At 71.5% G+C, this 15406-nt stretch carries 15 protein-coding genes; 9 read left to right on the top strand and 6 right to left on the bottom strand.

Going from position 1 to position 15406, the window contains the following annotated elements:
• Positions 1-282 precede the first annotated feature (282 nt).
• From ACFWBT_RS22205 to ACFWBT_RS22195, 3 genes are all read left to right on the top strand, one after another.
• Complete coding sequence (locus ACFWBT_RS22205) at positions 283-1671, top strand: sensor histidine kinase (protein ID WP_385702949.1); 1389 nt, start codon at positions 283-285, stop codon at positions 1669-1671.
• Positions 1668-2342 carry a response regulator gene (locus ACFWBT_RS22200; protein ID WP_385702947.1) on the top strand — a complete coding sequence of 225 codons (675 nt, stop codon included), beginning with the start codon at positions 1668-1670 and terminating at the stop codon, positions 2340-2342. Before ACFWBT_RS22205 ends, ACFWBT_RS22200 begins: the two co-directional genes overlap by 4 nt.
• Positions 2343-2545: 203 nt before the next feature.
• Positions 2546-3766, top strand: coding sequence for a cytochrome P450 (locus ACFWBT_RS22195; protein WP_385702944.1), 1221 nt, complete (start codon positions 2546-2548; stop codon positions 3764-3766).
• A gap of 79 nt (positions 3767-3845) precedes the next feature.
• On the opposite strand, the gene ACFWBT_RS22190 is transcribed toward ACFWBT_RS22195, so the two are convergent.
• Positions 3846-5459 (bottom strand): ABC transporter permease, encoded by a 1614-nt coding sequence (locus ACFWBT_RS22190; RefSeq protein WP_385702941.1) that lies wholly within the window; start codon positions 5457-5459, stop codon positions 3846-3848.
• Positions 5456-6460 carry an ATP-binding cassette domain-containing protein gene (locus ACFWBT_RS22185; RefSeq protein WP_385702939.1) on the bottom strand — a complete coding sequence of 335 codons (1005 nt, stop codon included), beginning with the start codon at positions 6458-6460 and terminating at the stop codon, positions 5456-5458. The genes ACFWBT_RS22190 and ACFWBT_RS22185 overlap by 4 nt, the downstream gene beginning before the upstream one ends.
• Before the next feature lie 103 nt (positions 6461-6563).
• On the opposite strand from ACFWBT_RS22185, the gene ACFWBT_RS22180 reads away from it, so the two are divergent.
• Positions 6564-7061, top strand: a complete 498-nt coding sequence (locus ACFWBT_RS22180; protein WP_385702937.1) for a GbsR/MarR family transcriptional regulator — start codon at positions 6564-6566, stop codon at positions 7059-7061.
• Positions 7062-7349: 288 nt separating this feature from the next.
• On the opposite strand, the gene ACFWBT_RS22175 is transcribed toward ACFWBT_RS22180, so the two are convergent.
• Positions 7350-8213 carry a diacylglycerol kinase family protein gene (locus ACFWBT_RS22175; protein ID WP_385702936.1) on the bottom strand — a complete coding sequence of 288 codons (864 nt, stop codon included), beginning with the start codon at positions 8211-8213 and terminating at the stop codon, positions 7350-7352.
• 191 nt (positions 8214-8404) lie between these two features.
• On the opposite strand from ACFWBT_RS22175, the gene ACFWBT_RS22170 reads away from it, so the two are divergent.
• The 3 genes from ACFWBT_RS22170 to ACFWBT_RS22160 all read left to right on the top strand — a co-directional run bounded on the left by ACFWBT_RS22170 (position 8405) and on the right by ACFWBT_RS22160 (position 10720).
• The gene (locus ACFWBT_RS22170; RefSeq protein ID WP_351547895.1) at positions 8405-9688 is read left to right on the top strand and encodes an adenylosuccinate synthase; all 1284 of its coding nucleotides are present in this window, start codon (positions 8405-8407) and stop codon (positions 9686-9688) included.
• A gap of 158 nt (positions 9689-9846) precedes the next feature.
• Entirely contained in the window at positions 9847-10116 is a 270-nt protein-coding gene (locus ACFWBT_RS22165; protein WP_385702932.1) for a substrate-binding domain-containing protein, read from the top strand.
• A 145-nt stretch (positions 10117-10261) separates the two neighbouring features.
• The gene (locus tag ACFWBT_RS22160; protein WP_385702930.1) at positions 10262-10720 is read left to right on the top strand and encodes a hypothetical protein; all 459 of its coding nucleotides are present in this window, start codon (positions 10262-10264) and stop codon (positions 10718-10720) included.
• Positions 10721-10898: 178 nt separating this feature from the next.
• On the opposite strand, the gene ACFWBT_RS22155 is transcribed toward ACFWBT_RS22160, so the two are convergent.
• From ACFWBT_RS22155 to ACFWBT_RS22145, 3 genes are all read right to left on the bottom strand, one after another.
• Positions 10899-11549 (bottom strand): hypothetical protein, encoded by a 651-nt coding sequence (locus ACFWBT_RS22155; protein ID WP_266760945.1) that lies wholly within the window; start codon positions 11547-11549, stop codon positions 10899-10901.
• Between the two features lie 208 nt (positions 11550-11757).
• Positions 11758-12453 carry a GntR family transcriptional regulator gene (locus ACFWBT_RS22150; protein WP_385702927.1) on the bottom strand — a complete coding sequence of 232 codons (696 nt, stop codon included), beginning with the start codon at positions 12451-12453 and terminating at the stop codon, positions 11758-11760.
• A gap of 173 nt (positions 12454-12626) precedes the next feature.
• Positions 12627-13982, bottom strand: a complete 1356-nt coding sequence (locus tag ACFWBT_RS22145) for an aspartate aminotransferase family protein (RefSeq protein ID WP_385702925.1) — start codon at positions 13980-13982, stop codon at positions 12627-12629.
• Between the two features lie 229 nt (positions 13983-14211).
• Between ACFWBT_RS22145 and ACFWBT_RS22140 the strand changes: the two genes are divergently transcribed.
• The gene (locus ACFWBT_RS22140) at positions 14212-14847 is read left to right on the top strand and encodes a type 1 glutamine amidotransferase family protein (RefSeq protein WP_385702923.1); all 636 of its coding nucleotides are present in this window, start codon (positions 14212-14214) and stop codon (positions 14845-14847) included.
• Positions 14844-15347 carry a MarR family winged helix-turn-helix transcriptional regulator gene (locus ACFWBT_RS22135; RefSeq protein ID WP_385702921.1) on the top strand — a complete coding sequence of 168 codons (504 nt, stop codon included), beginning with the start codon at positions 14844-14846 and terminating at the stop codon, positions 15345-15347. The genes ACFWBT_RS22140 and ACFWBT_RS22135 overlap by 4 nt, the downstream gene beginning before the upstream one ends.
• The last annotated feature ends 59 nt before the right edge of the window (positions 15348-15406 follow it).

Below are 15406 nucleotides of genomic sequence, written 5' to 3'. Positions count from 1 at the left end.
CGGATCGAGCAGCAGTTCGCACAGGTAGCCCACGTCTGATCCAGCGGCGACGGACTGGGATGTACCGGCACGGCCCCGCCCCACCCACCGGCCCGGCAACCCACGGCCCCGACCCACCCACGGCCCCGCCCCCCGGGACCGGCTCTGCCCCGGCCAGCCACCGGCCCCAAACACGTGACGCCAGCCCGAGCGAACCCCTACCCGTAGTACCTGAGACGGACCCCCAGGAACCCTCCTCGCAGGTGACGACCGCACCCCCCACCCGGCCCTACCGTTTTGAACGTGACCGAGACGACCCGTACGCAGACGACACCTCCGCCCACCGGCGGTGCCGGGAAGCTCCCCGGCGGCGCCGGGGCCAAGCCCCGCAGCCCGGAATTCCGCCTTGCCGCGGACGCCGTGCGCGGCCTGCGAAAGGACATGTTCCACGACGCCTTCGCCTACCGCCCCCTCCCCCGCATGCGCACGGACGGCCCCATCACCCGCCGCCTCCCCGGGACCCTGCGCGCCTACGCGGCCTGGACCCCGCACGCGGCGGTGGCGGCGGCCGGCCTGCTGGCGATGGCCGCGGCCTACAGCGCCGAGACCGGTCTAGGCCCCGGCGGCGGCACGGTCGCACCCCTGCTGTGCGGGTTCCTCGCCCTGCTTCCGGTCCTGGCGACCCTGGTCCGCCCGGTCGGCGCCTTCTGGTTCTCGCTCGCGGCGGCCCCGGCCGTCGCCATGTTCGGCAGCGCCTGGAGCGACTGGCCGTGGGCGCCCGGCAGCTTCATAGCGCATGTCACGGTGCTGACGGTCGTGGCTCTGCGCTCACGCCCTCGCGTCGCGGCATGGATGTGGCTGCTGACCGCGGCGTACGGCTTGATCACCGAGACCCTGTTCGGAGGGGGCTACTACAGCGTCAACACGTTCCCGCTGCTCTTCGTCTCCGCGCTGGCCCTCCTGGTCGTCACGGTCCTGAACATCCGCAGGGAGGCCGAGCAGGAGGTGACGGCCCACCAGTCGGAGACGGCTCAGGAGCGTTCCAAGCGCACGCTGCTCGAAGAGCGCACGACGATCGCCCGCGAACTGCACGACGTGGTCGCGCACCACATGTCGGTGGTCGCCATCCAGGCGGAGGCGGCGCCCTACCGGGTGGAGAATCCGCCCCCGGAGCTGGAGCAGGCCTTCGTCACGATCCGGGAGAACGCGGTGGCGGCGTTGACCGAGCTGCGCCGTGTGCTCGGCGTGGTCCGGGCCGAGGACTACGAGGCCCCGGACGCTCCGCAGCCCACCCTCGCCGATCTGGACGCGCTCCTCGCCAATGTGCGGGACGCGGGTCTGACCGTGGAGAAGGCGGTCACCGGTGCGGTGCGCGAACTTCCGCAGGGCGTCGAGCTGTCGGCGTACCGGATAGTCCAGGAGGCCCTCAGCAACACCCTGCGGCACGCACCGGGCGCGTCGGCCCGCGTCGAGGTCGGTTACGTCCTCGGCGGGCTCGGCCTGCGCATAGTCAACGGCCCCGCGCCGACGACGATCCTGGAGAAGTCCACGCACGGCGCGGGGCACGGCATCACGGGCATGCGCGAGCGGGTCACGATGCTGGACGGTGAGATGACGGCGGGCGTCACGGACGACGGAGGGTACGAGGTGGCGGTGTTCGTGCCGGTGTCGTCGGGGGAGGAGACCGGATGACGGGCGGCATGATCCGCGTGCTGATCGCCGACGACCAGATGATGGTCCGCGAGGGCTTCTCCGTGCTGCTCGGCGCGATGCCGGACATCGAGGTGGTCGGCGAGGCGGTCAACGGCCGGGAGGCGGTGGACCGGGTCCGTGAGCTGGCTCCGGACGTCGTGCTGATGGACATCCGCATGCCGGAGATGAACGGGATCGAGGCGACCCGGGAGATCGTCGCGGCGGACGGCGCGGCGAAGGTGCTGGTGCTGACGACGTTCGATCTCGACGAGTACGTGTATCAGGCCCTGCGGGCGGGGGCGTCGGGCTTCCTGCTCAAGGACGCCTCGGCCCGCCAGCTCGCCGACGGGGTGCGGGTGGTGTCGGCGGGGGAGGCGCTGCTCGCGCCTTCGGTCACCAGGAGGCTGATCACGGAGTTCTCCAAGCTTGCGGACGCGCCCCGGCTGTCGGCGACGGCGCACGCGGCGTACGGGGATCTGACCGACCGGGAGACGGAGGTGCTGGTACTGATCGCGCAGGGGCTGTCGAACGCGGAGATCGCCGGGCGCCTGGTCGTCGCGGAGTCGACGATCAAAACCCATGTGAGCCGCATTCTGGTGAAGCTGGGCCTGCGGGACCGGACGCAGGCGGCGGTGTTCGCGTACGAGGCGCGGCTGGTCACTCCGAGGTGAGGGCGCGCGGCCGGTCACGCTGAGGGGACCGGGCACGACGGGCCGCGCCGGAAGCGACCGAGTGACGCCGACCGCACGGAAGGGGCCCCGCACCGCGACCGCCCCGAGGTGACAGGGAGGGATGCGGCGGTCGCTGCGGTCACTGGGGTCGCTGTTCGGGACTGCCCTGGTCAGCGGGGGGTGGGTCGGGCTAGCGTCCGTTCATGGCAGCTTTGGAGACTTCGCAGGCCTTCGACCCGTGGGATCCGGCGTTCGTGGCGGACCCGTACCCGGCGTACGAGGAGCTGCGTGCGCGGGGCCGGGTGCACTACTACGAGCCGACGAACCAGTGGCTGGTGCCGCACCACGCGGATGTGTCGGCACTGCTGCGGGACCGCCGGCTGGGACGGACGTATCAGCACCGGTTCACGCACGAGGACTTCGGGCGGACGGCGCCGCCGCCGGAGCAGGAGCCGTTCCATGTCCTCAACGACCACGGGATGCTCGATCTGGAGCCTCCGGACCACACGCGGATCCGGCGGCTGGTGTCGAAGGCGTTCACGCCGCGCACGGTGGAGCGGTTGAAGCCGTATGTGGAGGGGCTGGCGGGTGAGCTGGTCGACCGGCTGGTGGAGGCCGGCGGCGGGGATCTGCTGACCGATGTGGCGGAGCCGCTTCCGGTGTCGGTGATCGCGGAGATGCTGGGTATCCCGGAGTCCGACCGCGCGCCGTTGCGGCCCTGGTCGGCGGACATCTGCGGGATGTACGAGCTGAATCCGTCCGAGGAGGTGGCGGGGAAGGCGGTGCGGGCGTCGGTGGAGTTCACCGAGTACCTGCGCGGGCTGATCGAGGCCCGCCGCAAGGAGCCGGCGGACGATCTGATCTCGGGGCTCATCGCGGCGCACGACGAGGGCGACCGGCTCACCGAGCAGGAGATGATCTCCACGTGCGTGCTGCTGCTGAACGCGGGGCACGAGGCGACGGTCAACTCGACGGTGACCGGCTGGTGGACCCTGTTCCGGCATCCCGGGCAGCTGGAGGCACTGCGCGCGGACCACGCCCTGATCCCCACGGCGGTGGAGGAGCTGATGCGCTACGACACCCCGCTCCAGCTGTTCGAGCGCTGGGTGCTCGACGACATCGAGATCGACGGGACGACGGTCCCGCGGGGTGCGGAGATCGCGATGCTCTTCGGTTCCGCGAACCGTGACGCCGAGGTGTTCGCGGACCCGGGGACGTTGGACCTGTCCCGGGCGGAGAACCCGCACATCTCGTTCAGCGCGGGTATCCACTACTGCATCGGCGCTCCGCTGGCCCGGCTCGAACTGGCGGCGTCCATGAGCGCGCTCCTGACCAGGGCCCCCGCTCTCCGGCTCGCCGAGGAGCCGGTCCGCAAGCCGAACTTCGTGATCCGCGGGCTGGAGAGCTTGATGGTCGAGGTCTGACGGACGCCGCCGGCTGTCCGCTCGCCCGGGCTGGCGGACGCCGTCGGCCTTCGCTCGTTCCGCTCGGCGGCGTCGCCTCTCACACGGTCAGGTCGCGCCGCCGCAGGGAGGTCAGTCCCGCCGCCGTCAGGGCCGCCGCGATCCCGGTGAGGACGAGGACGGGTGTCCAGGCCATGGTGCCGCCCGGCAGCTTCGGGAGGTGGCCGAAGGGGGAGAGGTCCATGACGGCCTGCGGGATGTCCAGGGCGGGGCCGATCCAGCCGAGGAGGAGGGCGAGGCCGGCCGTGGCCCAGGCGCCGGGGGCGAGGCGGGGCGAGAGGCCGTGGAGCAGGACGGCGAGGCCGCCCAGGGTCCAGATCGCCGGGACCTGGACCAGGCAGGCTCCGAGGACGGCGCCGAGTTCGGAGCCGTAGCCGAGACCGAGGCCGAGTCCGCCGAGCAGCATGATGAGGACCGTGCCGCCGAAGGCGATGACGAGGTGTCCGCCGGCCCAGCGCAGTCGGCCGACGGCGGCGGCGAGCAGGGGTTCGGCGCGCTGCGAGGTCTCCTCGCCGTGCAGCCGGAGCACGGAGGAGACGATGTAGAGGGCGGCGACCATGCCCAGCATGTTCACCATGGTGGCGAGGAACGCGTCGGTGATCCCGGCCTGTCCGCCCATCCGCTCGATGATCTCGCGGGTCTTGGCGTTGTCGCCGACCAGGTCCGATGCGCCCTTGGTGATCCCGCCGAACGCGGCACCGGCGGCGAGGAAGCCGAGGCTCCAGCCGAGCACCGCGCCGCGCTGCAGCCGCCAGGCCAGTGCTCCGGCCGTGCCGAGGCGGCCGGTGGCGGGCCCCGGCCGGGTGGACAGGAAGCTCATGCCGACATCGCGCCGACCGGCGAGTGCGTAGGCGACGGCGCCCTGTACACCGACCGCCGCCACGAACAGCAGCAGGACCCACCAGCGTTCGTCGGCGAAGGCGCGGAGGTTCTCCAGCCAGCCCACGGGGGAGAGCCAGGTCAGCACCGACGAGCCGTCGTCGGTCGCCGAGTCGCCCGCCGCCTTCAGGACGAAGGCGGCGCCGATCAGGCCGCCCGTCAGCCCCTTGGCGAGCCGTGCGCTCTCCGTCAGCTGGGCGACGATCGCCGCCATGGTCGCGAAGACCGTCCCGACCGCGCCGATCGCGAGTCCCAGCGCCAGGGCCCCGGCGCCGCCCTGTCCGGCCAGGCCGCCCGCGATGAGCAGGGCGAGGACGCCGTTCGCGACAAGTGCCGCGAGCAGCGCGGCGGTCAGCGGGGCGCGCCGCCCGACCATCGCGGCGGAGACGAGCTCCTGCCGTCCGCTCTCCTCCTCTTCCCGGGTGTGCCGTACGACGACGATCAGGCTCATGACGGCGGCGAGCACTCCGGCGTAGCCGCCGATGCGCCAGGCGGTGAGTCCGCCGAGCGAGTCGCTGAACACCGGCCCGTAGGTGGCGCGCAGGGAGCTGTTGGCGAGCATCTGCCGTGCCACGTCGGCGCGTTCGGCGGGGGTGCTGTAGACGGTCTTCAGGGAGCTCGGCAGGGAGAGCACCATGAGAGCGGTCACGCCGATCCACAGCGGCATCATCACGCGGTCGCGGCGCAGCGCGAACCTCAGCAGGGTTCCGGTGCCGGCCAGCGGGCGGGAGCCGCCGACGCGTGCGGCGAAGGTGCCGGCGGTCGTGGCGGTCATCGTGCCGTCGCCTCCTCGGCCCCGGCCCGGACGTCCTCCTGGTAATGCCGCAGGAAGAGCTCCTCCAGGGTCGGCGGGGTCGAGGTCAGGGACCGTACGCCGGAGTCGGTCAGCGACCGCAGCACGGCGTTCAGCTTGTCGGTGTCCACGTGGAGTTCGACCCGGCAGCGGACTCCGTCCGCCCGGATCCCGGTGTCCTGGACCCCGGTGTCCTGCACTTCGAGGTCGTGGACCCCGGGCAGGGACGCGAGTCCGTTCGGCGGGCCGGTGAGTTCGGCGGTCACGCTGGTGCGGGTGAGGTGGCGCAGATCGGTGAGGGAGCCGCTCTCGACGGTCTGCCCCTTGCGGATGATGCTGACGCGGTCGCAGAGTTCCTCGACCTCGCTCAGGATGTGCGAGGACAGCAGAATCGTGCGGCCCCGGTCACGCTCCTCCTGGACGCACCGCTGGAAGACCTCCTCCATGAGCGGGTCGAGGCCCGAGGTCGGCTCGTCCAGGATCAGTACGTCGACGTCCGAGGCGAAGGCGGCGACGAGGGCGACCTTCTGGCGGTTGCCCTTCGAGTAGGTCCGCCCCTTCTTGGTGGGGTCGAGCTCGAAGCGCTCGATCAGGTCGGCGCGCCGCGCCGGGTCGAGGCCGCCGGACCGTCCGCCCGCCTGCCCGCCGCGCCGGGCGCGGCCCCCGCCGTGCAGCCGCCCGTAGAGGTCGATGACCTCTCCGCCGGAGAGGTTGCGCCACAGGGTCACGTCGCCGGGGACGTAGGCGACCCGGCGGTGCAGTTCGACCGCGTCCGCCCAGGGGTCCATGCCCAGCATCTGAGCCGCGCCCGAGTCGGCGCGCAGCAGGCCCAGCAGGACCCGGATGGTGGTGGACTTCCCGGAGCCGTTGGGGCCGAGGAAGCCGTGCACCTCACCCGCCTCGACCTCCAGGTCGAGGCCGTCCAGCGCGTGCGTCGTGCCGAAGGACTTGTGCAGTCCGGCGACGCTGATTGCCTTCGTCATGATTCAGAACGTACGCTTCTTTCAGAAATTTGTGAAGTTAAGGAAACGTATAAATCCTGGCTACACTCGACGGTGATGCGCGAGCAGGGGAGATGATCGACAGATGGCGGAACCGACTGCGGCGAAACGGGATCCCGAGGCGGTCTCCCAGTTCGTCGAGGGCTTCGCGGCGCAGCTCGTCGAGGCCGGGATGCAGCGGATGCCCGCCCGGGTCTTCGCCGCGCTGCTGGCCTCCGACTCCGGTGCCATGACCTCCGCCGAACTCGGCGAGCAGCTCCAGGTCAGCCCGGCCGCCGTCTCCGGTGCGGTGCGCTATCTCGCGCAGCAGCACATGGTCTCGCGCGAGCGCGAACCCGGTTCGCGGCGCGAGCGGTACCGGGTGCACAGCAACCAGTGGTACGAGGCGCTGACCAACCGCGACGCGGTGCTGAAGCGCTGGGAGGTCGCCCTGCGGGCCGGCGTCGACTCCCTCGGGCCGGCGACCCCCGCCGGGCACCGGCTCTCCGAGACCCTCGCGTTCTTCGAGTTCATCGACGGTGAGATCGCCGCGATGATGGAACGCTGGCGCGCCCACCGGGAGAAGCTGTACGGCGACAGGTGACGAGCAGAGGCGTGGCGTCCCCATGCCCGCCCTGTCCCGCGCCCCTCGGCATTCGCCCGTCACGTGTCCCGGCGCCCTGGTGGGTCACCGCGTCCCGGAACCCCGCCCCGCCTGTCACGTGTCCCGGAACCCCGGTCGGTCACCGTGCGTTGGAGTCCGGGCGGTCACCGTGCCCGGAACCGGGTGTCCCCGCGCCCCTGGGCGTTCGCCCGTCACGCGTCCCGGAACACCGGTCGGTCACCGTGCCTTGGAGTCCGGTCGGTGATCACCGTGCCCGGAACCCGTTCGTCACCGTGCCGTCGGCAGGGTCAGGCCCCAGGCCGACTCCCGTAGCGTCCAGGTGCGGGTGCGGACCGGACCGGCGACCACGGAGTCCGCGCGGTAGCGGAAGTCGGCGCCGGAGATGGTGACCTTGTGTCCCACCAGTCGCAGGGGCGAGGCCTCGGCACCCACGGACACCGAGCGGACCTCGATCTCGGCCCCGGTCCCCGACGCCCCGGGCGTCACGGACACGGTCTCAACGGGCTGGTCCAGATCCACCACGCACACCCCGTCGACCTCGATCCGCAGCCGGGAGGGCCCGGGGCCGGGTCCGGGAGCGAGCCGGGACGGCCGGGAGGCGAGGGTCCGGACCAGGGACTGGCAGGTGCGGAGCCAGGGATGCGCACCGGCCTCCCCGGGCGCTCCCGCGCCCACCGGAGCGGGCGGCCGGGAGGGCAGCGAAGGAATGCGCAGTGCGCCGAGCACCACGCCGTCGCTGTCGTCCACGAGCATGTCCAGCCGCCGTTCGGCCCCGTCGAGGACCGCCCTGGCCGCCGCGACGGCCCCCATCGGCACCCCGAGCGAGCGGGACAGCGACAGCACGCCTCCCACGGGCACGAAGGACAGCGCGCACGCGGCCAGTTCCCGCTGCCGGTGCAGCAGGGACACCGCCCGCAGCAGAGCGCCGTCGTCACCGATCACGACCGGTCGGCGCGCACCCCGACGGATCAGCGCGCGGGCGAATTCCTCGGGCCCCTCCGGGAGGCACACTTTGGTCGCCGCACCCGCGCTGAGCACGTCTTTCGCGATCCGTACAGACTCGCCGTCCGTCCGTCGGGCGACCGGGTCGATGACCACCAGAAGCTGGTCGGAAGCCGCCACCTCGGTCATGCCTCGCTTCCTCGGGTAGCATCTTTGTGCAAGAGCCCCTTGCGCTATTGCGCCAGGGGCTTCGTCTATTCCGGGGCATCCGGTCCGACGGTCGCGGCCAAAGGTGGTCGCCGGCGTACGCAGCCGTATCGAAAACCAGCCGCGTACGTCCCCGACCTTGGACATGCCCCGCCCGGAAGGGGTGTACGCCTGTGCCCGCACTTGTGCTGCTCGGTGCTCAGTGGGGTGACGAAGGCAAGGGAAAGGCCACCGACCTGCTCGGTGGATCCGTGGACTATGTGGTGCGCTACCAGGGCGGCAACAACGCCGGCCATACGGTAGTCGTGGGCGACCAGAAATACGCCCTCCACCTCCTCCCTTCCGGAATCCTCACGCCGGAGTGCACTCCGGTGATCGGCAACGGAGTCGTCGTCGACCCGTCCGTCCTGTTCTCCGAGCTGAACGGACTGAACGAGCGCGGCGTCGACACCTCCAAGCTGCTGATCAGCGGAAACGCTCATATCATCACGCCTTACAACGTCACTGTCGACAAGGTGACGGAACGCTTCCTCGGAAAGCGGAAGATCGGGACCACCGGACGCGGGATCGGTCCGACATACGCGGACAAGATCAACCGCGTCGGTATCCGCATCCAGGACCTCTACGACGAGTCGATCCTCACCCAGAAGGTCGAGGCGGCCCTCGAGGTCAAGAACCAGCTGCTCACCAAGCTCTACAACCGCCGCGCCATCGAGGCGAGCCAGGTCGTCGAGGAGCTGCTGGGCTACGCGGACCGGCTCAAGCCGTACGTGGCGGACACCGTCCTGATCCTCAACCAGGCGCTCGAGCAGGACAAGGTCGTGCTCTTCGAGGGTGGCCAGGGCACGCTGCTGGACATCGACCACGGCACGTATCCGTTCGTGACGTCGTCGAACCCGACCGCTGGCGGCGCCTGCACGGGTGCCGGCGTCGGCCCGACCAAGATCAGCCGGGTCATCGGCATCCTCAAGGCGTACACCACCCGGGTCGGCTCGGGTCCGTTCCCGACCGAGCTCTTCGACGCGGACGGCGAGGCGCTGCGGCGCATCGGCCACGAGCGCGGTGTGACGACCGGCCGTGACCGGCGCTGCGGCTGGTTCGACGCGGTCATCGCCCGCTACGCGACCCGCGTGAACGGTCTGACCGACTTCTTCCTCACCAAGCTGGACGTCCTGACCGGCTGGGAGGAGATCCCGGTCTGCGTGGCGTACGAGATCGACGGCAAGCGCGTCGAGGAGCTCCCGTACTCCCAGACCGACTTCCACCACGCGAAGCCGATCTACGAGACCCTCCCCGGCTGGTCGGAGGACATCACCAAGGCGAAGACCTTCGCGGATCTCCCGAAGAACGCGCAGGACTACGTGAAGGCGCTGGAGGAGATGTCGGGTGCGCCGATCTCCGCGATCGGCGTCGGCCCGGGCCGCGACGAGACGATCGAGATCAACTCGTTCATCTAGCCCGGAGCGGTATCCGCCGCTGTCGATGAAGCCGTCGCTTCCACGAGTACGCCCCCGGCCGACATCCGGGGGCGTACCCGTACCCGGGGAGCCGGCCTCAGCGGGAGGTCGGTCTCCACGCGTGGTCGGACGCGAGCGTCCACGACTGGCTGACGCCGGTGGTGGAAGTCGCCCGACCGACCGCGGGTTTCCCGGGCCGTGCCCGCGTTCCGGGGGTTCCCGGTGACATCGCCGTCATCGGCTGCGACAACGGGGACATCATGGCGCCGGCCGGCGGCCTGCCGCTCACCACCGTCGACGTGGACCTCACCGAGATCGGCCGGGTCGCCGCGCCGCGCCTGCTGGAAGCCGTCGACGCCGAGGACACGGACCCGGAGCCCGGTGTCCACGCGGTGCCGTGCCGACGGGTGGTACGCGAGTCCAGCTGATACCGGCTGCCGTCTCTTCGCGTCGTTCGTCTCAACTTGACCGATTATGAACGCAGTTGATGAACGGTTGTGCCTATGGTGCTCACCCGCCCGGGGTGACGCCGGGGCGATCTCCCGGAGTTCCCGGCAGGAAGGGGTGCCCGTGATGTCCGGAGACGAGCCGTACGCGGGTCACAACCCCTTGGCCGTCCTCCTGCTTGCCGCGGCCGGACTGGGCGCCACCCCGTGGTTGCTCGCCCATGGGGTCAGGCTGTTGTTCCGGGCCGGGGCGGCCCGGACCGCCGGGGCGGCCCTCGCGGCGGCCACGGCTCTGACCTGGGCCGCCGCGGTCGGTATGTACACCTGGGGCGTCCTGCACCTGGTCTTCCTCGACGAGTCGAGCCAGTCCCAGGCGTGCGCCAAGGCCGTCGGTACGCGTCAGATCGCCGCCTATGAACCGTCGTTCGTTCCGCTGCGCTTCGACTGTCGTACGAGCGACGGGCACACCTTCGAAGCGGTTGTCCCCTCGTACCTCAACCCGTCGGTGGCCGTGCTGGGGGTGGGTGCCGCGGCATTCACCTGCGCCGGATTCGCGCGCGCCCGAAGCGATGAGGACGTCTCATGACGGCACGCCGGTCCGTGGCACGCCTGTCCGCGCGAACCGTTGCCGCTCGGCTCCCTTCCTCGTGGCGGCCGGCGGCACTTCGCGCCGGGCGTCGAGGGGGGCGACACGTGTCGGACGGGGCCCATGCCCGCCGGTGCGGGGCCGCACAGGGCCGGGGCCCCGCACCGGGAGGGCCGGATCAGCTGAAGATGATCATGGAGCCCTGGGCGAGACTCCGGGTCGCCGCGGCGTGCAGGCCCAGCCAGACGTGACGTTCGCGGGCGAAGGGGCTGGCGTCGTAGGGGGCGGGAGCGGCGGGCTCCTCCAGCTCCGTGGGAGCGTTCGGGGGCTGCGGTGCCGCCGGGGGGTTGGCCGGGTCGATGCCGATCGAGGGGGCCACGAACTCGAGTTCGCGCAGGAGGGCCTGGGAGGAGCCCAGGGGGCCGCCGCCCGCGAGGAGTTCGTCGTTGGCCAGCGGGTGCGGGAACTCGACGGGTACGTACGCACCGGCGTGGTCGTAGTGCCAGACCAGATGCGACTGCTGGGCGTTCGTCTCGAACATCTCCAGCAACTGTTCGTAGTCTCCGCCCAGTTCGTCGACCGGCGTCACCGCGAGCCCGCACATCTGGAGGAGGTACGCGCGGCGCAGGAAGTGCAGCGCGTCGTAGTCGAAACCGGCGACCGGGGCGACGTCACCCGAGAGGCCCGGCATGTACGCGTACACCGGCACCGGTGGGAGTCCGGCCTCGGCGAGCACCTTGTCGTAGAGCGCGAGCTCCTCGGCGAAGGGGTTGTCGGGGGTGTGGCACAGCACGTCGACGAGCGGGACCAACCACAGGTCACAGGCCAACAGACGGCTCCTCTTGCTCCTTGGGGTGCAGGGTGGTCAGGGCAGCGTAGTGCGCGTGGCGGTCTTGTGAAGAGGCCGGTACGCAAGTAGGTCCTCCGGGTGGGCCGGGGCCGGCCCGCCGCACAGGGGCCGCGCCCCCAACCCCCCGATCCCCGGCGGGGGTGTCCTCAAACGCGGGACCGGGGTGATCCGGGTCCCGGCCGGGGTCTCACGTGGCGTCGAGCCGTTCGATGAGGGCGAGCGCGTGCTCGTTGTACGCCGTCACGATCGCCCGGGCGGTGTCGGGGTCGCGGCGGGCGAGGGCGTCCACCAGCTCCGTGTGGCCGGACCACAGCTGGCCCTTCAGATCGGCGACCCGGCGCAGGTGCTGGACCGTGCAGACCCAGGACTGGACCCGCAACCGGTGCAGGAAGTCGCCGAGGTAGGGGTTGCCGAAGAGGCTGCTCAGTTCGCGCCAGAAGCGGAGGTCGTAACCGATGAGGATGTTCAGGTCGCCCGCGGAGGCCGCGCGCTGGGCCTCCTCGCCGCGGCGCCGGACGGCCGCGAGGGCGGCGAGCGCGCGGGGATCGTCGGCCTGCCGCATACCGCCGGCCACGAGGTCCTGGAACATGCCCTCCGTGATCAGGCTGCGCGCCTCGATCATGCCGCGGTAGTCGGCGGCGGAGTACTCGTGCACACGGAAGCCGCGGTGCTGGTCGGCGTCCAGGAGTCCCTGGGCCGACAGGTCGACCAGGGCCTCGCGGACGGGGGTGGCGGAGACGCCGTACTGCTCGGCGATCTCCTTCACCGTGAACTCCTGGCCCGGCCGGAGGCGACCCCCGAGCACCTCGTCGCGGAGCGCGTCCGCGATCTGCTGTCGCAGGGTGCTGCGGTTTACGGCGCCCGTGCCGCCGGTGCCGGCCATGGTGGTCGTCTCACTCCCCGTCGCGTGGGTAGTTGCGCGTATCTACTCGCGTATCCCGTCGAGCAGGCCACCATACGCGGTGGGGAATCGGCGAGCGGATTTCCCGGCACCCCCGCAGGGGCGCCGGGAACCGCGCGACCGGCCCCCGCGGGGGCGGGGAATCCCTTACGGCCTCACACCGTGTGCTCGTCCGCCACCGACAGCGCCTCGTCCAGGGCCGCCAGCCCCTCCTTGGCCTCGGCCTCGGTGATGTTGCACGGCGGCACGACGTGGGTGCGGTTCATGTTGATGAAGGGCCACAGACCGCGGGCCTTGGCCGCGGCGCCGAACGCGGCCATCGGCGCGTTCGCCTCGCCCGACGCGTTGTACGGGACCAGCGGCTCCCTGGTCTCCCGGTCCTTCACCAGTTCCAGCGCCCAGAAGACGCCCGTGCCGCGCACCTCGCCGATGCTCGGGTGCCGCTCGGCCAGCTCGCGCAGCCCCGGCCCGAGGACGGTCTCGCCGATGGCCGCGGCCTGGTCGACGATCCCCTCCTCCTCCATGACGTTGATCGTCGCGACGGCGGCGGCACAGGCCAGCGGGTGCCCGGAGTAGGTGAGTCCGCCCGGGTAGGGCCGCTTGGCGAAGGTCTCGGCGATGGCGGAGGAGATCGCCACACCGCCCAGCGGCACATAGCCGGAGTTCACGCCCTTGGCGAAGGTCATCAGGTCCGGCGTGACGTCGTAGTGGTCGGCGGCGAACCACTTGCCGGTCCGCCCGAACCCGGCCATGACCTCGTCCAGGACGAAGACGATCCCGTACCGGTCGCAGATCTCCCGCACCCCGGCGAGGTAGCCGGGCGGCGGCGTCATGATCCCCGCGGTGCCCGGGATCGTCTCCAGGATCAGGGCCGCTATGGTCCCCGGTCCCTCGAAGGCGATCGTGTCCTCCAGGTGCTGGAGCGCGCGCTCGCACTCCTGCCGCTCGCTGTCGGAGTGGAAGGGGCTGCGGTACAGGAAGGGCGCCCAGAAGTGGACGACACCGGCCGCGCCGCTGTCGTTCGGCCAGCGCCGGGGGTCACCGGTGAGGTTGATCGCGGTGGAGGTGGCACCGTGGTACGAGCGGTAGGCGGAGAGCACCTTCGGACGGCCGGTGTGCAGCCGGGCCATCCGCGTGGCGTTCTCGACGGCCTCCGCGCCGCCGTTGGTGAAGAAGATCTTGTCCAGGTCGCCCGGGGTCCGCTCGGCGATCAGCCGGGCCGCCTCCGAACGCGCCTCGACGGCGAAGGCGGGCGCGAACGTGGACAGGGTCGCGGCCTGTTCCTGGATCGCGGCGACGACCTTCGGGTGCTGGTACCCGATGTTGGTGAAGACGAGCCCACTGGTGAAGTCCAGATACCGCTTGCCTTCGTAGTCCCAGAAGTACGACCCCTCCGCGCCGGCGACGGCTAGCGGGTCGATGAGCTCCTGCGCGGACCAGGAGTGGAACACGTGCGCACGGTCCGCGGCCTTCACGGCGGCGCCGGCCTGGGGGTTGGGCTGAGGGGTCATGCGGCGAAGCGTAAATGTCCACGGACCGGGCGCGGTATCGGCGTCCTGTCTGTGGTCCGGAGCTTTCCGCGACAGTCTGTCGGGCTTGGCCGAGGGGACGCGGCGGCGTCAAGGGTTCTCGGCCCCGGCGGCCGGGCTGTGCCCGGGCGGTGTGCGCGCCGAGCACTTGACAGCATCCTGTCTGAATGACAGCATGCTTACATAACGTCCGCTCGCCCGAGGAGGAGTCATGAACGCCACCGCAGACACCGGCACGGGTTCCGCACCCCGCAAGCCCGTCCACCTCGCCGTCTACGACACCTTCGCCGACTGGGAGACGGGGCACACGACGGCCTACCTCGCCCGGGCCGGCTACCCGATCCGCACGGTCGGCCCCGGCCGGGAGCCGGTCACCACCATCGGAGGGCTGCGCGTCCAGCCCGACCTCGCGCTCGACGAGCTCCGCCCCGAGGACAGCTCGCTGCTCGTCCTCACCGGCGCCGACCTCTGGGACACCTCCGAGGACCTCGCGCCCTTCGCCCGTACCGCCCGCGCGTTCCTCGACGCGGGTGTCCCCGTCGCCGCGATCTGCGGGGCGACGGCCGGCCTCGCCCGCGAGGGGCTGCTCGACGACCGGGACCACACCAGCGCGGTCTCCTTCTACCTCGCCGCCACGGGGTACCGGGGCGGCGAGCGGTACACCGACGCCGACGCCGTCACCGACGGCGGGCTCGTCACCGCGGGGCCCACCGAACCCGTCGCCTTCGCCCGCGAGGTCTTCCGGCTGCTCGGGGTCTACGAGGGCGAGGTCCTGGACGCCTGGTACCGGCTCTTCCACGACTCCGACGCCGAGGCGTACGCCGTACTGGAGAAGGCGGACCGGTGAGCCGACCTCGGCAGGACCTGTTCAGCCGCAGCGCCCTCGCGGTCTTCCGGCTGAACGGGCAGTACCTCTCCGTGGCCGAGGAGCTGGCCCGGCCCGCCGGGATCACCGCCGCCTGGTGGCAGGTGCTCGGCGCCGTCCTCGGCGAACCCCTGCCCGTCTCCGGGATCGCCCGCGTCATGGGCATCACCCGGCAGAGCGTGCAGCGCGTCGCCGACCTGCTCGTGGACCGAGGGCTCGCCGAGTACCTGCCCAACCCCGCCCACCGCCGCGCCAAGCTCCTCTCCCCGACCGAGCGGGGCCGCGCCGCCGTCGCGGAGATCGGCCCCGGCCACGCCTCCTTCGCCGACCGGCTCGCCGAGGCGCTCGGCGCGGACGGGCTCGCCGAGACCGTCCGTGTCCTGGAGCGCCTGTCGGCCGTCCTCGACGATCTGGAGGCGCCGGAGACCACGGATTCGGCGGCACCTGTTACGAAAACGGCACCAGCCGTGACGGAACCGTAGGCACCGCCCCGTCCACCTCCCCGTACGGCGCACTATCCTCGGTCTGTTGCACACATATG

The sequence above is a fragment of the Streptomyces sp. NPDC060027 genome (assembly GCF_042737005.1).
Taxonomy (GTDB): domain Bacteria; phylum Actinomycetota; class Actinomycetes; order Streptomycetales; family Streptomycetaceae; genus Streptomyces.
The sequence above is the reverse complement of the archived record's forward strand: the minus strand, read 5'-3'. Positions and strand labels throughout refer to the sequence as shown.